This window comes from Citrobacter sp. CtB7.12 (genome assembly GCF_001297795.1).
In the GTDB taxonomy this organism is placed as follows: Bacteria; Pseudomonadota; Gammaproteobacteria; order Enterobacterales; family Enterobacteriaceae; genus Citrobacter_A; species Citrobacter_A amalonaticus.
The window spans coordinates 154,284-174,456 of the sequence record NZ_LIFT01000002.1 but is presented as its reverse complement, the minus strand read 5'-3'; the positions used below and the strand labels follow the sequence as shown (position 1 = coordinate 174,456).

The 20,173-nt window shown below is 54.6% G+C and carries 17 protein-coding genes and 1 other annotated feature; of the genes, 6 read left to right on the top strand and 11 right to left on the bottom strand.

What is annotated here, in order from left to right:
- Nucleotides 1-100: 100 nt before the first annotated feature.
- Nucleotides 101-1,321 carry a fosmidomycin MFS transporter gene (fsr, locus tag AOY24_RS02450; RefSeq protein ID WP_043001542.1) on the top strand — a complete coding sequence of 407 codons (1,221 nt, stop codon included), beginning with the start codon at nt 101-103 and terminating at the stop codon, nt 1,319-1,321.
- 213 nt (nt 1,322-1,534) lie between these two features.
- Nucleotides 1,535-3,211 (top strand): YbaL family putative K(+) efflux transporter, encoded by a 1,677-nt coding sequence (gene ybaL, locus AOY24_RS02445; protein WP_043001543.1) that lies wholly within the window; start codon nt 1,535-1,537, stop codon nt 3,209-3,211.
- A 119-nt stretch (nt 3,212-3,330) separates the two neighbouring features.
- Here the strand turns inward: ybaL and gsk are convergent, their stop codons facing one another.
- On the bottom strand, nt 3,331-4,635 hold the full coding sequence (gsk, locus tag AOY24_RS02440; protein WP_044259024.1) for an inosine/guanosine kinase: 1,305 nt from the start codon (nt 4,633-4,635) through the stop codon (nt 3,331-3,333).
- A 141-nt stretch (nt 4,636-4,776) separates the two neighbouring features.
- Between gsk and aes the strand changes: the two genes are divergently transcribed.
- A complete protein-coding gene (aes, locus tag AOY24_RS02435) occupies nt 4,777-5,748 on the top strand; it encodes an acetyl esterase (protein WP_054176087.1) in 972 nt (323 codons plus the stop codon).
- Here aes and hemH read toward each other — a convergent pair.
- The 8 genes from hemH to AOY24_RS02395 form a co-directional block, all read right to left on the bottom strand.
- Nucleotides 5,745-6,707: a ferrochelatase gene (gene hemH / locus AOY24_RS02430; protein ID WP_043001546.1), complete on the bottom strand. Its 963-nt coding sequence runs from the start codon at nt 6,705-6,707 to the stop codon at nt 5,745-5,747. The genes aes and hemH overlap by 4 nt on opposite strands.
- 163 nt (nt 6,708-6,870) lie before the next feature.
- Nucleotides 6,871-7,515, bottom strand: coding sequence for an adenylate kinase (gene adk, locus AOY24_RS02425; protein ID WP_043001547.1), 645 nt, complete (start codon nt 7,513-7,515; stop codon nt 6,871-6,873).
- A 185-nt stretch (nt 7,516-7,700) separates the two neighbouring features.
- On the bottom strand, nt 7,701-9,575 hold the full coding sequence (gene htpG, locus AOY24_RS02420; RefSeq protein ID WP_044258926.1) for a molecular chaperone HtpG: 1,875 nt from the start codon (nt 9,573-9,575) through the stop codon (nt 7,701-7,703).
- 110 nt (nt 9,576-9,685) lie between these two features.
- On the bottom strand, nt 9,686-10,291 hold the full coding sequence (gene recR / locus AOY24_RS02415) for a recombination mediator RecR (RefSeq protein ID WP_043001549.1): 606 nt from the start codon (nt 10,289-10,291) through the stop codon (nt 9,686-9,688).
- Complete coding sequence (locus AOY24_RS02410; protein WP_001515903.1) at nt 10,291-10,620, bottom strand: YbaB/EbfC family nucleoid-associated protein; 330 nt, start codon at nt 10,618-10,620, stop codon at nt 10,291-10,293. The genes recR and AOY24_RS02410 overlap by 1 nt, the downstream gene beginning before the upstream one ends.
- Before the next feature lie 53 nt (nt 10,621-10,673).
- On the bottom strand, nt 10,674-12,602 hold the full coding sequence (dnaX, locus tag AOY24_RS02405) for a DNA polymerase III subunit gamma/tau (RefSeq protein ID WP_044258928.1): 1,929 nt from the start codon (nt 12,600-12,602) through the stop codon (nt 10,674-10,676).
- Nucleotides 11,277-11,341, bottom strand: a sequence feature (DnaX frameshifting element). Its footprint overlaps the gene before it by 65 nt.
- A gap of 112 nt (nt 12,603-12,714) precedes the next feature.
- Nucleotides 12,715-13,266, bottom strand: a complete 552-nt coding sequence (gene apt / locus AOY24_RS02400; protein ID WP_043001551.1) for an adenine phosphoribosyltransferase — start codon at nt 13,264-13,266, stop codon at nt 12,715-12,717.
- A 164-nt stretch (nt 13,267-13,430) separates the two neighbouring features.
- Nucleotides 13,431-13,808, bottom strand: a complete 378-nt coding sequence (locus AOY24_RS02395; RefSeq protein WP_043001552.1) for a DUF454 family protein — start codon at nt 13,806-13,808, stop codon at nt 13,431-13,433.
- Nucleotides 13,809-13,877: 69 nt separating this feature from the next.
- On the opposite strand from AOY24_RS02395, the gene priC reads away from it, so the two are divergent.
- A complete protein-coding gene (gene priC / locus AOY24_RS02390; RefSeq protein ID WP_043001553.1) occupies nt 13,878-14,405 on the top strand; it encodes a primosomal replication protein N'' in 528 nt (175 codons plus the stop codon).
- A gap of 14 nt (nt 14,406-14,419) precedes the next feature.
- Entirely contained in the window at nt 14,420-14,581 is a 162-nt protein-coding gene (gene rsmS, locus AOY24_RS23385; protein WP_043001554.1) for a pleiotropic regulatory protein RsmS, read from the top strand.
- 119 nt (nt 14,582-14,700) lie between these two features.
- On the opposite strand, the gene mscK is transcribed toward rsmS, so the two are convergent.
- Entirely contained in the window at nt 14,701-18,060 is a 3,360-nt protein-coding gene (gene mscK, locus AOY24_RS02385; RefSeq protein ID WP_054176086.1) for a mechanosensitive channel MscK, read from the bottom strand.
- A gap of 119 nt (nt 18,061-18,179) precedes the next feature.
- Complete coding sequence (gene acrR, locus AOY24_RS02380; RefSeq protein ID WP_044258933.1) at nt 18,180-18,833, bottom strand: multidrug efflux transporter transcriptional repressor AcrR; 654 nt, start codon at nt 18,831-18,833, stop codon at nt 18,180-18,182.
- A 141-nt stretch (nt 18,834-18,974) separates the two neighbouring features.
- Here acrR and acrA point away from each other — a divergent pair, with 141 nt between their 5' ends.
- Complete coding sequence (acrA, locus tag AOY24_RS02375) at nt 18,975-20,168, top strand: multidrug efflux RND transporter periplasmic adaptor subunit AcrA (protein WP_043001556.1); 1,194 nt, start codon at nt 18,975-18,977, stop codon at nt 20,166-20,168.
- The last annotated feature ends 5 nt before the right edge of the window (nt 20,169-20,173 follow it).

Below are 20,173 nucleotides of genomic sequence, written 5' to 3'. Positions count from 1 at the left end.
CAATGACGATATTCCCCTGTGCGCAACATCATTCACGTTGCATCCGGGTAGCGTGAAGGATAAAGCGCATACATCGCAAATCAGACAGAAGTGACTTTCTATGGCAATGAGTGAACAAACCCAGCCAGCACCTGGTGCGTCCGCGCCAGTCGCTAAGGCACGCACGTCGTTCGGCATTTTAGGCGCGATCAGCCTTTCACATCTGCTTAACGATATGATTCAGTCGTTAATTCTGGCGATCTATCCGCTATTACAGTCCGAATTTTCACTGACCTTTATGCAGATAGGGATGATCACCCTGACCTTCCAGTTGGCCTCTTCGCTACTACAACCGGTGGTTGGTTACTGGACCGATAAGTACCCGATGCCGTGGTCGCTGCCGATTGGCATGTGCTTTACGCTAAGCGGTCTGGTGCTGTTGGCAATGGCCGGCAGTTTTGGCACCGTGCTGTTGGCTGCCGCGCTGGTCGGCACCGGTTCTTCGGTATTCCACCCGGAATCGTCCCGTGTGGCGCGTATGGCCTCAGGCGGACGCCACGGTCTTGCCCAGTCCATCTTCCAGGTGGGCGGTAATTTTGGTAGCTCCCTCGGTCCGTTGTTGGCGGCAGTGATTATCGCCCCTTACGGCAAAGGTAATGTGGCCTGGTTCGTTCTTGCGGCGCTGCTGGCCATTGTCGTGCTGGCGCAAATCAGCCGCTGGTATGCCGCGCAGCATCGAATGAGCAAGGGGAAACCAAAAGCAACGATTATCAATCCACTGCCGCGCAATAAGGTGGTGCTTGCGGTCAGCGTCCTGCTGATCCTGATTTTCTCGAAATACTTCTATATGGCGAGCATCAGCAGCTATTACACCTTTTATCTGATGCAAAAATTCGGATTATCGGTACAAAACGCGCAATTTCACCTCTTTGCTTTCCTGTTTGCGGTTGCTGCAGGAACGGTAATTGGCGGGCCTTTAGGCGATAAGATTGGCAGAAAATATGTCATTTGGGGCTCTATCCTCGGCGTCGCGCCGTTTACGCTGATTTTACCTTATGCCACCCTGCACTGGACCGGCATTTTAACGGTGATCATTGGTTTTATTCTCGCCTCGGCGTTTTCCGCCATTCTGGTGTATGCCCAGGAGCTACTGCCGGGTCGTATCGGCATGGTTTCTGGTCTGTTTTTTGGTTTTGCCTTTGGGATGGGTGGCCTGGGAGCCGCGGTGTTAGGTCTGCTCGCTGACCATACCAGCATCGAGTTAGTCTATAAAATCTGTGCTTTCCTGCCACTTCTGGGGATCTTGACCATATTCCTACCTGATAACCGGCATAAAGCCTGAGTTTTTGCGGCTAAAGCTAAACTTTAGCCGCCCTCTCAGCCTGCTGCCATAAGCCTTTGCTCTGTCTACAACCCATTCGTTTTCCGATCCGTGCTTTTTTCAGCTCAAATTGCAGTTTTCTTCAAAATTCAATAATTATTCATAAACATAATAGTCAAAATTGTCATAAACTATTACCTGGAATTTTGGAAATCAGCTACCAAAGGAGACGGAATGCATCACGCCACCCCGCTTATCACCACCATTGTTGGCGGCCTTGTGCTCGCTTTTATACTCGGCATGCTTGCCAATAAACTGCGTATTTCTCCTCTGGTGGGATATCTGTTAGCGGGCGTTCTGGCCGGTCCTTTTACGCCAGGCTTTGTGGCTGATACCAAACTTGCGCCGGAGCTCGCTGAGCTTGGCGTTATTCTGCTGATGTTCGGCGTCGGTTTGCACTTTTCACTGAAGGATTTGATGGCGGTAAAGTCGATAGCCATTCCCGGCGCGATCGCCCAGATAGCCGTGGCGACGCTGTTGGGTATGGCCCTTTCCGCCATGCTGGGCTGGTCGCTGATGACCGGTATCGTCTTTGGTTTATGTCTTTCAACCGCCAGTACCGTGGTGCTGCTGCGCGCGCTTGAAGAACGACAACTGGTCGACAGTCAGCGAGGGCAGATTGCCATCGGCTGGCTGATTGTTGAAGATCTGGTAATGGTACTGACGCTGGTTCTGCTGCCAGCCGTCGCCGGAATGGTGGAAAAAGGTAACGTCGGCTTCGCCTCGCTGGCCGTCGACATGGGCATTACCATCGGTAAAGTTATCGCCTTTATCGCCATTATGATGCTGGTTGGCCGCCGTCTGGTACCGTGGATTATGGCGCGCAGCGCGGCAACCGGCTCCCGCGAACTGTTTACCCTTTCCGTACTGGCGCTGGCATTAGGTATCGCTTTCGGCGCGGTGGAACTGTTTGATGTCTCCTTCGCGCTGGGCGCGTTCTTTGCCGGGATGGTACTGAATGAATCGGAACTGAGCCACCGCGCGGCCCACGATACCCTGCCGCTGCGCGACGCGTTTGCCGTCCTGTTCTTTGTCTCCGTCGGTATGCTGTTTGATCCGCTGATTCTGATCCAACAACCGCTGGCCGTGCTGGCAACGCTTGCCATCATTATCTTTGGTAAGTCGGTCGCCGCCTTTTTCCTGGTGCGTCTGTTTGGCCACTCGCCGCGCACCGCACTGACCATCGCCGCCAGCCTGGCGCAGATTGGTGAATTCGCCTTTATTCTCGCCGGTCTGGGGATGGCGCTGAACCTGCTGCCGCAGGAAGGGCAAAATCTGGTGCTGGCAGGGGCGATTCTGTCGATTATGCTCAACCCGGTGCTGTTTGCTCTGCTGGAAAAATATCTGGCAAAAACCGAGACGCTGGAAGAACAAACGCTGGAAGAGGCTATCGAGGAAGAGAAACAAATTCCGGTGGATATCTGCAACCACGCGCTGCTGGTCGGTTTTGGCCGTGTCGGCAGTCTGCTCGGTGAAAAACTGATGGCGGCCGGGATGCCGTTAGTGGTTATCGAAACGTCGCGGACACGAGTGGATGAGCTACGCGAGCGCGGGATCCGCGCGGTGCTGGGGAATGCCGCCAATGAAGAGATTATGAATCTGGCGCATCTGGACTGCGCCCGCTGGCTAATCCTCACGATTCCGAACGGCTATGAGGCCGGTGAAATTGTTGCGTCTGCCCGCGAGAAATGCCCGAATATTGAGATTATTGCTCGTGCGCATTATGACGATGAGGTCGAGTACATTACCGAACGCGGCGCTAATCAGGTCGTGATGGGCGAGCGTGAAATCGCCCGTACGATGCTGGAATTGCTGGAAACACCCCCTGCGGGTGAAATCGTGACCGGGTGATCGTCGTGGCATCGGCTCGTTTGCCTGATGGCGCTTCGCTTATCAGGCCTACGTGATGACACAGATGATGGTTACGCCAGGCCGGATAGGACGTTTACGTCGCCATCCGGCATAATGACTTAACGATCCCAGTACGACTCTTCGAGGCTATCCTCACGCTCCGGCAGTCCACGCGTCAGACGCGGAGAGTGCTGGTTCAGTACCTGATAACTCACACGATTGGCATATTTACACACCTGAGCTAATGACGAATAGGTCAGCCAGGTGAACTTGTGCTTACTGGAATTCGGCACGTTCGAACGGTGATAGCTGTTGGCGGTAATATCGTGCAGCAGCGCCGCCAGCGCGCCGTCACCTGCGCCATTGGTGTTCATGATCTTTTCCGGACCGCCCATATACGGCGCGATATGGGAATAGACGCGCAGCGGATTGCGACAGTCTTTATGGCGCATCGCGCGGCTGAACTCATATTGGTTAAATTCGGCAATCGCCCCAGGCAACAACGGGTGTTGAGTTTTGCGTTTGGCTTCCTCTTCGGTAAAGCCCGCCATGTACAGCCCTACCGGTCCGGCGGTACACAACACCAGATCGACCCAGTCCAGCGCTTTATCAGATGCCAGCAGCGGATCGTTTTCACCGGTCAGCGCTTCGGCCTCTTCTTCATTCATTGCCAGGATTGAGACGTTCTCTTTCAGGAAACCCTGCCACCATTGCGGGTTATCGGCGATCACGAATTTGGTCCCAAGCGTCAGCACCACGGGCACATTGTGCTTTTTAGCGTACTCAATGGCCTTCATGGTGGCTTCCGGCATCGGCTCGCCCGGCTTGCAGCGTACCAGATAGGAGGTCAGCACCAGCGCCGATGCCCCGGCAATCACCGTTTCCGGAATGCTTTCCGCGCGCAGCTGGTTCATGTGCCCTGGGCTGATGGCGAAGGTACGCTCACCGGATTCGCCTATCAGGGTAAAGCAGCGGCCAATCGGCCCGTCAACGCCCTGCAGATAGTTGAGGTCGGTCCGGCTGGAGGTGTTGCACAAATAGCGGTAAGCGTAGCTGCCAATTTCGATGTTGCTGCACATCACGCCCAGCAACACCGAACGGTCATCGGCCAGCACGGAGTAGTTGTGCATGGTGTTACCAATCGTGCCACCGGCAAACTGATGGGTGATCAGATTGTCACGCACCAGTTCCTGATACAGCGCTTCGGCCACATCGTCTTCAATCACCAGTGAATGCCCGGCACTCAGTCCATAACGTTGTACAAACGCGTCATCCACTTTCGCTTCAATATCGACCAGCGTTTGATCGATCCCCACCACCCATGCGGCGCTGGTTTCATTTTCAGGCTGGATTTGTTGCAGCAGTGGATCGCGTGCGTTGACAGGGAAATAGTGTTTGGATTTGCGTTTACCGGGAAATTTCATAGCTGTTTTTACAGGTGGATAACTGAGCGGTGCATGGTAGCACATTCCCCTCTGGACGACAGAGTTTCAATAACAGACGAACGGATCGCAGTTTCCACGACGGAAGCTTTTACAATGGGTCGATTTCACAAGGAGCGTTTTATGAAACCAGAGAATAAACTTCCCGTACTGGCCAGCATTTCAGACGAGATGCGCGCGGTGCTGAATGTCCGGCAGGACGATTTGCCTCCCTGGCCTGCCGCCGATGATGTGCCAGCGATGCGCCAACACTACATTCTTGAACGGCGCTTCTGGAATGCGGATGCACCGCAAATGCCAACGCGGGAATATGCCCTCCCCACGCCCTGGGGAGAGGTGACAACGCGCCTGTACAGCCCAACGCCAGACAGTCAGGCCACGCTGTTTTACCTGCACGGTGGCGGTTGTATTCTCGGGAATCTGGATACCCATGACCGAATCATGCGTCTGCTGGCAAGCTATACCCAGTGCACGGTAATCGGCGTCGACTATTCACTCTCACCTGAGGCGCGCTTTCCGCAGGCCATTGAAGAGACCATTGCCGCCTGTCAGTTCTTTTATCAGCAGGCGGACGACTATCAGTTGAATATGACGCACATTGGCTTTGCCGGTGATTCCGCTGGCGCGATGCTGTCGCTCGCCAGCGCGCTGTGGCTGCGCGATAAGCACATATTTTGTGGAAAGGTGGCAGGCGTGCTGTTGTGGTACGGCCTGTATGGCTTGCAGGACTCGGTAAGTCGTCGGCTGATGGGCGGTGAGTGGGACGGCCTCAGCCGCCAGGATTTGGAGATGTACGAAAGAATGTATCTGCGTGATGCCGACGATCGCGAGTCGCCGTACTATTGCCTGTTCAACAACGACCTGACGCGCGACGTGCCGCCCTGCTTTATCGCCGGTGCGGAGTTTGACCCGCTGATCGACGACAGCCGTCTGCTCTTCGAGACGCTTCAGGCGCACCAACAGCCCTGCGAATACAAAATGTATCCCGGCACGCTACACGCCTTTCTGCACTACTCACGCATGATGAAATCTGCCGATGACGCCTTACGCGATGGTGCGCGTTTCTTCACTCAGCAGATTAACGCTGCACGTTAGCGGTACGGGGCTGTCAGTTTCAGCATCATATCGATATGTTCCGGCGCGGCATTTAGCGCCGGAATATATTCATACTTTTTACCGCCCGCTTCGAGGAAGATCTCTTTATTCTGCACCGCAATTTCTTCCAGCGTCTCCAGACAATCCGCCGCGAAGCCCGGACACATCACCTGAATATGGCCCGTTCCCTTCTCGCCTAACATCTTCAGCGTTTCATCAGTGTAGGGCGTCAGCCACGGTTCACGACCAAAACGCGACTGGAAGGTCATCATTACTTTTTCTGGTGGCAGACCGAGCGCTGAGACCAGCTCACGGGTGGTATCACGACAGCGCTGCGGATAGTCGTCGCCTTCATCAGCAAAGCGCTGCGGAATGCCGTGGTAGGACAACAGCAGCAAATCCGGTTCGCCGTGTTCGGCGAACGAAGCCCGCGCACTGTTCGCCAGCGCGTCAATATAAGCGCGATCGTCGGCGTAATCGCGAATAAACGAAATGCCGGGAATACGACGTTTACGCGCCAGAATGCGCGCCAGCTCATCCCAGACCGCAGCAACCGTTGAGCAGGAATATTGCGGGTACAGCGGCAGCACGACGATATGATCCACGTGGTTCGCCAGCAGCTCGTCCACCGCGCTTTCCAGTGACGGCGAGCCATAGCTCATGCCCAGCGCGACGGGCGTGTCCGCCAGGCGCGCAGCAAGCGCCTGCTGCTGTTGACGGCTGTAGACCATTAACGGAGAGCCGCCTTCCATCCAGACAGACTGATAAAGCTTTGCCACACGCGGGGCGCGAAGCGGCAAAATCACGCCGCGCAGCAGCGGCCACCACAACACGCGGGGCGTATCGACAACGCGTGTATCGCTTAAGAATTGCCGGAGATAGCGTGTTACTGCCGCCGGAGTGGGGGCATCGGGAGTGCCAAGATTTGCCAGCAGGATACCGGTTTTCGTCTGACGCATTACCGCCTCTTATCGATTCAAATTGTTGATAATTGTAGCGGAAAAGTGAGTAAGAAGAACTAATTGCTGTGAGAGGTAAAACGAGAATTTGCCTGATGGCGCTACGCTTATCAGGCCTACGCGATAATGGCAGGCCTGATAAAAGGTTCACTACGCGAAAAACTTAACCGAGGATTTTTTCCAGCGCGGCGCGCACGTCAGCAACGGCCTGAGTCCCGTCAACTTTCGCGTATTGCGTGTTACCTGCTGCCGCTTCTTTCTGGTAGTAACCAATCAGCGGCGCCGTCATCTGATGGTATTCCACCAGACGCTTACGCACGGTCTCTTCCTGGTCGTCTTTACGGGTGGTCAGCTCTTCGCCGGTCACGTCGTCTTTACCTTCAACCTTAGGCGGGTTGAATTTGATGTGGTAAACGCGGCCAGACGCAGCGTGTACGCGACGACCAACGATACGGTCAACGATCAGCTCATCCGGTACGTCGAATTCGAGAACATAATCTACCACGATACCGGCTTCTTTCATGGCGTCAGCCTGCGGAATCGTGCGCGGGAAACCATCTAACAGAAAACCGTTACGGCAATCTTCCTGCGCGATACGCTCTTTTACCAGCGCGATCACCAGCTCATCCGTCACCAGCTTACCGGCGTCCATGATGTCTTTCGCTTGTTTGCCCAGCTCGGAGCCAGATTTCACGGCGGCACGCAGCATATCACCGGTGGAGATTTGCGGAATACCATACTTCTCCATGATGAACTGAGCCTGAGTTCCTTTACCCGCGCCCGGAGCGCCAAGCAGAATGATACGCATTACGAAAATCCCCTTAAAGGTTGTCGATATTTTTAAAAAAGCGCTAAACGATACCACCATCACGCATTTGTCTCAAGGAAGGTGCCAGCGCTGAAACGGTTAATGAGGGAAAATTTAGAAAAGAGAGGCGATTAAAAGAAATGCCGGATTGCAATCACGCTTATCCGGCATTCACATCGCAGTTATCAGGAAACCAGCAGTTGGTTCATGCGGCGGATGAACTGGTTTGGATCTTCGAGCGTGCCACGCTCGGCAAACAGCGCCTGATCCAGCAGCAGTTCAACCCACTCGTTGAATTGCGCTTCATCCTGGGTATCCGCCGTGCGTTTCACCAGCACGTGGTCCGGATTGAGTTCAAAGATGTATTTCACTTCCGGTACGTTCTGACCCGCTGCGGCAAACAGTTTTGCCATCTGGGTGCTCATTTCGTCCGCGTCGGTGGTGACAATCGCCGGCGTATCGGTCAGACGGTGCGTCAGACGTACGTCTTTCACCCGGTCGCCCAGCAGGTTTTTCACGCGCTCAACAAACGGTGTCAGCGCTTTTTCCGCTTCTTTCGCGCTTTCATCAACCTCATCGGCCAGCTTGTCGATAGACTCGTCCGCTTTGGCGACGGACTGGAACGCCTTACCGTCAAACTCGGTGAGGTAGTTCATCATCCACTCGTCAATGCGATCGGAGAGCAACAGCACTTCGATGCCTTTCTTACGCAGCAGTTCCAGGTGCGGGCTGCTCTTCGCTGCCGCATAGCTGTCAGCGGTAATGTAGTAAATCTTCTCCTGCCCTTCTTTCATGCGAGAGACGTAGTCTTCCAGAGAGACGGTCTGCGCAGAAGAGTCAGTATGCGTCGACGCGAAACGCATCAGTTTGGCGATGGTTTCCTGGTTAGCATGATCTTCCGCCGGCCCTTCTTTCATCACCAGACCAAACTGCTGCCAGAACGTCTGGTATTTTTCCACATCCTCTTTCGCCAGTTTTTCCAGCATCTGCAGAACACGCTTAGTCAGTGCGCTACGCAGGTTGCGGGTGACGGTGCTGTCCTGCAGGATCTCACGAGAAACGTTCAGCGGCAGATCGTTGGAATCAATAAGCCCTCGCACGAAGCGCAAATAGTTCGGCATGAACTGCTCGGCGTCGTCCATGATAAAGACGCGCTGGACGTACAGCTTCAGGCCATGTTTGTGATCGCGGTTCCACATGTCCCACGGTGCCCGCGACGGGATGTACAGCAGACTGGTGTACTCCTGCTTCCCTTCTACGCGGTTGTGGCTCCAGGTCAGTGGATCGGTAAAATCGTGCGCGATATGCTTGTAAAACTCGTTGTACTCGTCATCTTTGATTTCCGACTTGTTACGGGTCCACAGCGCCTGCGCCTTGTTGATTTTCTCCCAGGTAACGACGGTTTCACCGTCTTTCTCTTCCTGTTTTTCTATCTCAACCGGCAGGGCGATATGGTCGGAATATTTGCTGATGATGGAACGTACGCGCCAGTCATCGAGGAACTCGTCTTCGCCTTCACGCAGATGCAGCGTGATTTCCGTTCCGCGATCGTCTTTGGTGATATCGGCAACGGTGTATTCACCTTCGCCCGCTGATTCCCAGAACACGCCGTTCTCCGGCTTGTCGCCTGCGGCACGAGTGCGGACTGTGACTTTATCCGCGACAATAAAGGCCGAATAGAAGCCTACGCCAAACTGACCAATCAGTTGGCTGTCTTTCGCCTGATCGGAGCCCATGGATTCAAGGAAGGATTTGGTCCCGGACTTCGCGATGGTCCCCAGATGATCGATCACGTCATCACGGTTCATCCCCACGCCGTTATCGGCGATGGTCAACGTACGCTTATCTTTATCGAAGGAGACGCGTACACGCAGTTCACCGTCGCCTTCATAGAGGTCCGGGTTCGACAGCGCGCGAAAACGCAGCTTGTCTGCCGCATCGGAGGCGTTAGAGATAAGCTCACGCAGGAAGATTTCTTTATTGGAATACAGAGAATGGATCATCAGATGCAGAAGCTGTTTTACTTCTGACTGAAAACCACGAGTTTCTTGTCCTTTCATGTAGATCTACCTCAACAATGCCATTTTCAATGGTAAAAACACGTTGAGGGTGAAATGGGGACAACCGGGGGGGATTTCAAGCGGAGGCCGCGAGCACAGCCTCCGTTTGTTCAGAATTTAATCTTGTGGCGTCCTGCCAGAGAATGCGACAGCGTGGTACCGTCCACCATCTCCAGTTCACCGCCGACCGGCACGCCGTGTGCGATACGGCTGGCGTCAACGCCATATTGCGCGCAGAGTTCAGCAATGTAGTTCGCCGTGGCTTCCCCTTCGACCGTCGGGTTGGTCGCGAGGATCACTTCACTGAGTTGCTCGCAGGACAGGCGCTGCTCAAGTCTGTCGAGACCGATATCATCTGGCCCGATGCCGTCGAGCGGCGACAAATGCCCCATCAGCACGAAGTAGCGCCCGGAAAACTGCCCGGTCTGTTCAATCGCATAGATATCCGCAGGACTCTCGACCACGCAAATCTGGCCATTTTCCTGACGACGCGGATTTGAACAGATATTGCAAACCTCTTGCTCGGTGAAGGTGCGGCAATCGGCGCAGTGACCGATTTCCGACATCGCCCGGGTGAGCGCTTGCGCCAGACGCATCCCGCCGCTGCGGTCACGCTGAAGCAGCGTAAACGCCATGCGCTGCGCCGACTTCGGGCCAACGCCCGGCAGGCAACGCAGTGCTTCCATAAGCTGAGTTAACAGCGGGCTGGTTTGCATCAGAACGGCATCTTAAAGCCTGGCGGCAGTTGCATACCGGAGGAGACAGAGGCCATTTTTTCTTTCTGGGTCTCTTCAATGCGACGGGCAGCATCGTTAAACGCAGCAGCAACCAGATCTTCCAGCATCTCTTTGTCATCTTCGAGCAGGCTTGGGTCGATCTCCACGCGACGGCAGTTATGCGCGCCGTTAATGGTCACTTTCACCAGACCCGCACCGGATTCACCGGTCACTTCCAGCTTCGCGATTTCTTCCTGCATCTGCTGCATTTTTTCCTGCATCTGCTGGGCCTGCTTCATCAGGTTACCCAGACCGCCTTTACCAAACATAGGCTTCTCTCTCAATCACGTTAAGGGATGACAATCATAAGCGTCGCTTACGATCAAATGGGGCGGATACTCTCTTCATCCAGATCCGCATCGAAGAACCGACGCAGGGTCTGGATGTTGTTATCCGCAACTATCGACTCACGCGCCTGCGCAAGTTTCTCTTCATAAATCGCCTGACGCCACTCCAGCGGCGTTCGCACCGCCGGATTATCATCTTCTACGATGGTCAGTTCAACCGTTGAGCCCGCAAGCTGACTCAGTGCTTCCGCCAGCTTTTGTTGTGCACCGCTGGAATTCAGGTGACGCTGGCTGGAACGCAAATGCAGACAGACCGCATTATCGTTCTCTTCTTTCCAGGCGTTGAGCGCGACCTGCTCAACCAGTTTTGGCAGCGAGAGCTGGCTGACCTGCGCCGCCCACGGATCGCGTTCAATCGCTTCTGCGGCAAGCTTAGCTGCCAGTTCCGGCGTTTTCTCATGCTCCAGCGCTTTCTTCAGCGCCTTCGGTGTCGCCACCACCTCTTTCACTTCAGCAACCGGCGTGGTCGCCTTCCAGCGATAGGCCTCTTTCTTCGCCGGCGCCTGCTCGAGCGCAGACGGTGCAGGACGAGCCTGTACGCGTTCTGATACCGAAGCCAGTCTTTCCAGCGCAGCGTTATTCACCGGCCGCGCGCGGGGTGCGGCTGCCGGTTCACTCTTTTTTGCTTTGGTTGCTCCCTGCGCACGTTGCAGTTGGTTGCGCGCCGCCAGCACCTGACTGGTGGATTCCGGTAGCGGTGCTGCCGGGGCCGGTTGCGCGGGTGCAGACTGCTGCGGCACCTGGGTCGGCGTCATTACCGCCGTTGGCGCGACAGGGGCAAATGATTGTCGCGGAACCTCAGGTTCTGGTAGCGGCATACGCGGATGAAACGCCAGCGCCCGCAGTAAGGTCATTTCAACGCCCATGCGTCTGTCTGGCGCGTACGGCAGTTCTTTACGGCCAATCAATAACGTCTGGTAATAAAGCTGAACGTCCGCTGGCGGCACGGTGCGCGCCAGTTCACGCATGCGCACTTCGATCGTCGCCATGTCGCCGCCGAGTGCGGCAGGAGACAACTGGACCAATGCAATACGGTGTAGCAGACCAAGCATTTCGACCAGCAGTGCTTCCCACTCAATTCCCCGCGCTGCGGCCTCGTTGACCAGCGTCATCACCCGTTCACCGTCGGCAGCGATTACCGCCTCCACCAGCGACAGCGCCTGATCGTCATCCAGCGTGCCGAGCATCGCGCTCACCGCCTGGGTGGAAACCTGGCCATCACCGCTGGCTATCGCCTGATCGGTCAGACTCAGCGCGTCACGCAGACTGCCATCGGCCGCACGGGAAAGCAGTTGCAGTGCGCGCGGCTCGTGGGCTATCTGCTCTTCGTTAAGAATGTGTTCAAGCTGATGGCGGATCTGGTCGACATCCAGCGCCTTAAGATGGAACTGCAGGCAGCGGGACAGAATGGTCACCGGCAGCTTCTGCGGATCGGTTGTCGCCAGCAGGAATTTGACGTGCGACGGCGGCTCTTCAAGCGTTTTGAGCAGCGCGTTAAAACTGTGGCGAGACAGCATATGCACTTCGTCGATCAGATAAACTTTGAATCGACCGCGCGCCGGGGCGTACTGGACGTTATCCAGCAGATCCCGGGTGTCTTCAACTTTAGTGCGCGAGGCAGCATCGATCTCAATCAGATCGACAAATCGCCCCTGTTCGATTTCACGGCAGTTATCACACACGCCGCACGGCGTGGCGGTAATGCCGGTTTCGCAATTCAGTCCCTTTGCCAGCAGACGGGCAATGGAGGTTTTACCGACACCCCGGGTACCGGAAAAAAGATATGCATGGTGAATACGCCCTAACGACAAGCCGTTCGCCAGTGCGGTCAGCACATGTTCCTGGCCGACGACGTCAGCAAAGGTTTGTGGGCGCCATTTTCGGGCTAAAACCTGATAACTCATTGGCTGGCTCTGAAACGCTGGAAGGTGGATTCATAGGGGGGAATGCTAACACAACCTCACTAATTCAGCGAGGTCATGTCTTCAGCTAATACGTCAGGTGCTGTTGAGCCGATTAGTGCCCCGGGAAAGGAACCAGGCTATAACAGTTGATGCCCTGCTGCGCCAGACGCTGTTCGCCGCCGAGGTCAAACAGGTTGATGATGAACGCCGCATCGGTCACTTCGCCGCCCAGACGACGGATCAGTTTCACGGTCGCTTCAATCGTACCGCCGGTTGCCAGCAGATCGTCAACCACCAGCACTTTATCACCGGCGTGGATCGCATCAAGGTGGATTTCCAGTTGATCGGTGCCGTATTCCAGTTCGTAGCTTTCAGCGATCGTTTCACGCGGCAGCTTGCGCGGTTTACGCACCGGCACAAAGCCAACGCCCAGACCCAACGCTACCGGCGCGCCAAACAGAAAGCCGCGAGCTTCGGTACCGACAACTTTGGTGATGCCTGCATTTTTGTAACGCTCAACCAGCAATTCGATGCTGAGTGCGTAAGCTTTCGGATCTTCCAGTAAGCTGGTGACATCACGGAAAAGAATGCCCGGTTTCGGGTAGTCCTGAATGCTTTTAATGCTATTTTTGAGAAACTCAAGCTGCTGTGCAGTTGCGGTCATAAGTTTGTGCCTGATTAATACGGTGTTACTTCACGGCGCACTATACACTTCATCCTTCAAGCGGCCTCTTTATTGGCTGCATTAATTTGACCCAGTGCGCCTGTGCTCGAAAACGGTCGAATTTACTGGCTACCGCTCGCAATTGCAACCGCGATTATTATGCTTCAGTGCTTTTGTTGCTTTTCGTCAATCACAGGTATTCGCCACATAAATACCAGCAGGCAAGCCAGGATCACCAGCAGCAGGATCCGCACCCACCACATCGGGGTCAACCACAGCGATACGGCGAAGGTGATGAGGATCATTACGATCGCGCGGGGCTTAACGCCCGGCGGCATAGCCTTATATTTCTGCCAGAATCGCAAATAGCTGCCAAACCACGAGCGGTAGAGTAACCAGTTATGGAAACGCGGCGATGAGCGGGCAAAGCACCAGGCAGCCAGCAGGATAAACGGTGTCGTCGGCAATACAGGCAACACGACACCCAGCGTCCCCAATACAACCGCCAGCCAACCCGTGATGATTAAAAGGATTCGTTGCATAATAAAGGCATATCGCAAACCAGAACGTTACTTTAGCATAACAGTTATCATTTTCATCGGAGTGTTACAGTGAAAACCGCCATGCTGCTGCAAAAGCTGGAAGATCAGCTCGCCCTCCTGCGCCAACGCTGTGCGCCGGTGGCGCAGCATGCCACGATCAGCGCCCGTTTCGATCGCCATCTTTTTCAGACGCGTAGCACCCTGCTCCAGGCCTGTCTGGATGAAGCTGAAGGCCACCTTCAGGCGCTACGTCAGGCGGTTGAACAGCAGCAACTGCCGCAAGTGGCCTGGCTGGCGGAACATCTGGCGTCGCAACTGGAAGCAATCTCCCGCGAAACCGCCAGCTGGTCGCTGCGGGAGTGGGACAGCGCCTCGCCGGGTCTGGCACACTGGCAACGCAGACGCATCCAGCATCAGGAATTTGAGCGACGTTTGCAGGAAATGACCGCGCAGCGCAAAGCGCGGCTGGCTCAGGTCACCCGTCTGGACGAACAACAAACGCTGCAACGCGAAGTGGAAATCTATGAAGGTCGTCTGGCGCGCTGTCGTAAGGCGCTGGACAATATTGAACGTGTCCTGGCGCGTTTAACTCGCTAATCCCTGGAGACGCTATGTCACTTGAAAACGCCCCGGATGAGGTCAAACTGGCCGTCGATTTGATTGTATTGCTGGAAGAAAACCATGTCGCCCCGGATACCGTCTTGAAAGCGCTGGAAATGGTTAAACGGGACTATGAAAAAAAAGTGGCTCAAACTGCTGACAAACTTGATTGATTTTTGCCTGATGGCGCTGCGCTTATCAGGCCTACATTTCTGAGCGGGTATTGGAATTTACCCTGCGTTGTAGGCCGGATTAAGACGCAAGTGACGCCATCAGGCATGCGATCGTTTGATTAAACCGCAGGCGTCGGATCGTCGCCTTTGATCTCGCGTTTCACCTCTGTGACCTCATCGCCCTTCTCGTTGCGCAGATGCACTTCAAGCTGGTTAAAGGCGATATCAATGTTGTTTTCACGGCACAGACGATCGATTGATCGGTTCAGTTCATCAACCGTGTGGCTACGATCGCGAAGTTCACGCACGTACAGACGCAGTTCATGATCCAGGGTACTGGCGCCGAAGGTAGTGAAGAACACCGCCGGCTCAGGATCGTGCATCACCTTCGGATGCTCCATCGCGGCCTGAAGCAGGACTTTCTTCACTTTATCCAGATCCGAACCGTACGCCACGCCAATGCGGATCACCAGACGGGTGGTGGTATCAGACAGCGACCAGTTGATCAGGCGCTCGGTTACAAACGCCTTGTTCGGGATGATCACCTCTTTGCGATCGAAATCGGTAATGGTGGTTGCGCGGATACGGATCTTGCTGACGGTACCGGAGAATGTGCCGATCGTCACCGTATCGCCAATCCGCACCGGGCGTTCGAACAAAATGATCAAACCCGAGACAAAGTTACCGAAAATCTCCTGCAAGCCGAAACCGAGACCGACCGATAAGGCCGCCGCCAGCCATTGCAGTTTATCCCACGACACGCCGAGCGAACCGAAGACCGTCATCGCCCCGACGGCAATGATGATGTAGTTCAGGATCGTGGTGATGGCGTACGAGGCGCCCTGGCGCATTTTAAGACGCGACAGCACCAGCACTTCCAGCAGACCCGGCAGGTTACGGATCAACGCCCAGGCGACCATCGACGCGATAATGGCAAACAGCAGGCTGCCCATCGTCACGCTTTTCACTACCGCTGCGCCCGCTTCGGTGCCGTTGTAGTGCCAGAGCGTAATGCTGTCGAGATAGCTGAACACGGTGATCAGATCGGACCAAATCGCCCAGAACACCACCGCAAACAGTGAAATCATCAGCAGCATCGTAATGCGTAACGTTTGCTGGTTCACCTGCTCCAGCGCGATGGTGGGTTCTTCCTGTGGTTCCGCTCCTTCGGCCCCCTCTTTCACCAGATTCTGCCGACGCGCCAGTGCACGACGCCAGGCGATACGCCGCGCCGCGACGCTTAAACCGCGCAGCACCGTCTGATAGAGCAGGTTCCAGATGATGACCAGATAAACGGTTTCAATCCAGCGGCCCGACAGGCGCAGCGTGGTGTAAAAGTAGCCAGTTGCCGTCAGCACCATCAGCGCAATCGGGATGATAGACAGGATGGTGATCGTCACCAGGCGCAGGCCATGTGACTCTTTATCACGCCAGCTTTCGCGGCACATCGGCCAGACCAGAAACGCGATCAGCAGCAGGTTGAGGAAAATCATCGCCTGCCCCAGCACATCGTCCATCAGATGCAAGGGAGAAAGCTCTGCCACGACTGACCAGAAATGCAGCGGCAGTAGCGCCAGGCTGATGCGCACAATCTGGCGACGCCAGTGGCTGGTCAGTTGCGCAGGCATACCAAAATGGCGAATCGCCACCCCGTCTTTTTCGAGCACTTTCCAGCACAGTCCGAAAACCAGCCAGAAGATTGCCAGTTTTTTACTGAATGCCCACAGCAGATCGCTGATGTTTAACTGCATGGTCAGCAAAATCAGGCCGACCGCCAGAATCAGCAGACATACTGGCAGCGCGCGAATCAGATCGATCAGAATCGCTTTCGGTGTGTTTAGCTGACTGTCATTGCGCAGCGATCCCACCGCGGCGGCGAGTTGCTGCTGCCAGGCTTTCAGCCACTTCAGACGCCAGCGAATCAACCCGGCAATGAGCAGTAGCGGCAACCCGGCCAGGAAGGCGATAAACACCGCTGGCCACGCTTTTTCCCAGTTCACCGTGATTTTCATCGACTTGAACTGATCTTTCAGCGACTGCGGGAAGGCTTTGATCCAGTCCCAGTCCATTGGCCGGTTGCTGTTTACCCAGAAGATTTGCTGGGTCAGGATCTCTTTCAGGCTTTTCGAGACGCTCATTAACTGCTGCTGATTAATTTGCAGATTAATGGCCATCATGAGCTGATTACCCAGTTGCTTGTTCAACTGGTCCAGCAGTTCACGGCGCATATCGACAACCTGTAGCAGCGCATCGTGGACTTCGTCATTCACTTCGTTGCTGTGGCCTTCTTCCAGCTTAGCCACGAACGCATCGTTCTGGAACAACGCGTCACGCTGCTGGTTAATTTCGAACTGCTCCAGACGCAGGTCCGCAATGCGGTTGGTCATGTCCGAGAGTTCATCCGCCGACGGCAGCGTTTGCTGCTGTTGATAGAGAATACGCGACAGCAGCAGACTGCCCTTCAGCACCGCGATTTGTTCTTTGATATTGCGTTCAGATTGCAGCGCGCGGTCCAGCCAGTTTTTGACCCTAATGTTTTGCTGCATCAGCGAGTTGCCATTTTCCGTCGCGGTGATCAGGCGCTGGCTGAGCTGATGGTTGATCTCCAGCTCCTGTTTCACCAGTGGGTTGGCCTGGATCCGCGCGGTTTCATCCGGGGAAATGGCCTCCTGCGCCGTTTTTTCCGTTAAGGTCAGACGCTTGCTGTTGACCGCTTCCTGCAGTAACTGTAACTGGTGCTCGAGCCGGTTGCTGTTTGCCGTAATATAGTCACGCTGCTTTTGCAGGGTGTCCTGCAACACCGTATTGCCTTCCAGGCTTTTACGTTGTTGATCGATCTGGGCGTTCAGTAACGTCTGCTGGGCCTGTAAAAGCACCTGCTGAGTCGGTCGTAACGCCGCTTCGCCCACGCTGGTGCCGTCCAGTCGGTTGCGAATCTGCTGAAGCTGCTGAGAAGCCGTATACATCGCATTTTGTACACGCTCGGGCTGTGTTTGCAGGGAAACGAGCTGGCTGTTATAGGTGGCGAGATCGTTTTGCGCGTTCTGCAAATCATCCAGAACCTGCGCCACGCGCAGTTCTAACTGGCGTAATGAAAGCGTACTGAGCGTCTTACGCGTTTCATCATCATTATCCACATCGCTGAGCGCACTCAGCGCCTCTGTCGCCTGACGCATTTTTTCTGGTGCCTGCGCCACGCGCTGACGGAGCTGGGTCGTCTCGTCTTTCACCCGCTCGATTTTCTCAAGCGTTGCAATGGTCTCGACGAGATCCTGCTGAACCAGTTTATCCTGCGCGGAGAGGTCTTTTTGCTTATTGAGCGTATCCAGTTGGCTTTGCACATCCGCCTTCGAGGGCAGATCGCTGTTTGACGATGCGCGAGCAAGCGCCAGAGACTGGCAGAACAGCATTAAGATGAAAACAGCCACCGTGATAAAAACTCGGTGCTGAGCACGTTTATAGAGCGGCAACATAGTCATGTGAATGAAGGTTTCTGAACCGAAAAGACGACCGAAAATAGTCAACGCGCAAGAATATCACGGCTCTGTCAGACAGAATAGCGGCAGCGAAACCGACCAGGATTATTCCTGGAGTAGCGTCAGGATACGGCGTCAGGCCCCGTCGACTGTAAGGTGGGACAAAATGTTAACATTTCCAGCAAAACGGCGACGTAATCCCGCGCTTCTTTTTTGAGATCAAACGATTGGGGGGCAAAAAGCCAGTTTTCCATCAGACCTGAAATCATGGCGCGCATCATCACCGCCGCCCGCCGCGTAATCAAATTTGCAGGCAACATTTTTGAATGAATACAATGATCTAAAGTTTGTTCAATCCGATCATAGCTTTCGAGACAGATGTTTCTTTGCGCCTGCTGAACTATAGTCATTTCTCCCACAAATTCACATTTGTGGAATATAATCTCCATCAATAAACGTCGCCGTTCTTCTGTCACGGTAGATTCAAGGAGATGAACGAGTATTTCTCTTAACACTGATAGTGGATCGTCGGGGAATTTTGCCTGATACTCAGTCTCAAGCTCACCAATACTGGATTCTGATAGTTCCCAGATTTCACTAAATAAATCCGACTTGTTTTTGAAATGCCAATAGATTGCACCGCGAGTTACGCCAGCGGCTTTTGCAATCTCCGCCAGCGAGGTGGAAGATACCCCTTGTTGCGAGAACAACCGTAGCGCTACATCCAGGATGTGTTGTCGTGTTTCCTGCGCTTGTTGTTTGGTTTTTCGTGCCATATGTCGGTGAATTTACAGGTGTTAGATTTACATACATTTATGGATGTATGTACCATAGCACGACGATAATATAAACGCAGCAATGGGTTTGTGGACTTTTGACCATTGATCAATTTGAAATCGGACACTCGAGGTTTACATATGAACAAAAACAGAGGGTTTACGCCTCTGGCGGTCGTTCTGATGCTCTCAGGCAGCTTAGCGCTTACAGGATGTGACGACAAACAGGCCCAACAAGGGGGCCAGCAGATGCCAGAAGTTGGGGTTGTGACGCTCAAAACCGAACCTCTACAGATCACAACTGAACTGCCGGGTCGCACCAGTGCTTTCCGTATTGCGGAAGTTCGTCCTCAGGTAAGCGGGATTATCCTGAAGCGTAATTTCGAGGAAGGTAGTGATATCGAAGCAGGAGTGTCTCTCTATCAGATTGATCCTGCGACGTATCAAGCCACTTATGAAAGCGCGAAAGGCGATCTGGCGAAAGCCCAGGCCGCTGCCAGCATCGCTCAGGTAACGGTTAACCGTTATAAAAAGCTGCTCGGCACGCAGTACATCAGTCAACAAGATTACGATCAGGCGCTGGCCGATGCGCAACAGGCGAATGCCGCTGTCGTTGCCGCGAAAGCCGCGGTTGAAACCGCGCGCATTAACCTGGCGTACACCAAAGTAACCTCTCCGATTAGCGGCCGTATTGGTAAATCTGCCGTGACGGAAGGCGCGCTGGTGCAAAACGGTCAGGCGACAGCGCTGGCAACCGTGCAGCAGCTCGATCCTATCTATGTTGACGTGACGCAGTCGAGCAACGACTTCCTGCGTCTGAAACAAGAACTGGCTAATGGAACGTTGAAGCAGGAAAACGGCAAGGCGAAAGTCGAGCTGGTGACCAGCGACGGCATCAAATTCCCGCAGACCGGTACACTTGAGTTTTCAGACGTGACCGTCGATCAGACTACCGGTTCTATCACCATCCGCGCCGTCTTCCCTAACCCGGATCACACCTTATTGCCGGGAATGTTTGTTCGCGCGCGTCTGGAAGAAGGAACCAACCCTACTGCGTTACTGGTGCCGCAACAAGGCGTGACCCGTACGCCGCGCGGCGATGCTACCGTGCTGGTTGTGGGTGCGGATGACAAAGTGGAAAACCGTCAAATCGTGGCCAGTCAGGCGATTGGCAACAAATGGCTGGTGACCAGTGGTCTGAAAGCAGGCGAACGCGTCATTATCAGTGGGCTGCAGAAAGTGCGTCCTGGTGCGCAGGTGAAAGCACAAGAGATTACCGCAGAGAACAACCAGCAAGCCGCTAGCGGTAGCCAGCCTGAGCAGTCTAAGTCTTAACTTAA

Excerpts from the sequence above, each read along its gene's own strand:
- recR (WP_043001549.1), bottom strand. The coding sequence starts at position 10,291 with ATGCAAACCAGCCCGCTGTTAACTCAGCTTATGGAAGCACTGCGTTGC.
- fsr (WP_043001542.1), top strand. The coding sequence starts at position 101 with ATGGCAATGAGTGAACAAACCCAGCCAGCACCTGGTGCGTCCGCGCCA.
- htpG (WP_044258926.1), bottom strand. The coding sequence starts at position 9,575 with ATGAAAGGACAAGAAACTCGTGGTTTTCAGTCAGAAGTAAAACAGCTT.
- apt (WP_043001551.1), bottom strand. The coding sequence starts at position 13,266 with ATGACCGCAACTGCACAGCAGCTTGAGTTTCTCAAAAATAGCATTAAA.
- acrR (WP_044258933.1), bottom strand. The coding sequence starts at position 18,833 with ATGGCACGAAAAACCAAACAACAAGCGCAGGAAACACGACAACACATC.
- gsk (WP_044259024.1), bottom strand. The coding sequence starts at position 4,635 with ATGAAATTTCCCGGTAAACGCAAATCCAAACACTATTTCCCTGTCAAC.
- hemH (WP_043001546.1), bottom strand. The coding sequence starts at position 6,707 with ATGCGTCAGACGAAAACCGGTATCCTGCTGGCAAATCTTGGCACTCCC.
- aes (WP_054176087.1), top strand. The coding sequence starts at position 4,777 with ATGAAACCAGAGAATAAACTTCCCGTACTGGCCAGCATTTCAGACGAG.
- adk (WP_043001547.1), bottom strand. The coding sequence starts at position 7,515 with ATGCGTATCATTCTGCTTGGCGCTCCGGGCGCGGGTAAAGGAACTCAG.
- acrA (WP_043001556.1), top strand. The coding sequence starts at position 18,975 with ATGAACAAAAACAGAGGGTTTACGCCTCTGGCGGTCGTTCTGATGCTC.
- AOY24_RS02410 (WP_001515903.1), bottom strand. The coding sequence starts at position 10,620 with ATGTTTGGTAAAGGCGGTCTGGGTAACCTGATGAAGCAGGCCCAGCAG.
- rsmS (WP_043001554.1), top strand. The coding sequence starts at position 14,420 with ATGTCACTTGAAAACGCCCCGGATGAGGTCAAACTGGCCGTCGATTTG.
- mscK (WP_054176086.1), bottom strand. The coding sequence starts at position 18,060 with ATGACTATGTTGCCGCTCTATAAACGTGCTCAGCACCGAGTTTTTATC.
- AOY24_RS02395 (WP_043001552.1), bottom strand. The coding sequence starts at position 13,808 with ATGCAACGAATCCTTTTAATCATCACGGGTTGGCTGGCGGTTGTATTG.
- ybaL (WP_043001543.1), top strand. The coding sequence starts at position 1,535 with ATGCATCACGCCACCCCGCTTATCACCACCATTGTTGGCGGCCTTGTG.
- dnaX (WP_044258928.1), bottom strand. The coding sequence starts at position 12,602 with ATGAGTTATCAGGTTTTAGCCCGAAAATGGCGCCCACAAACCTTTGCT.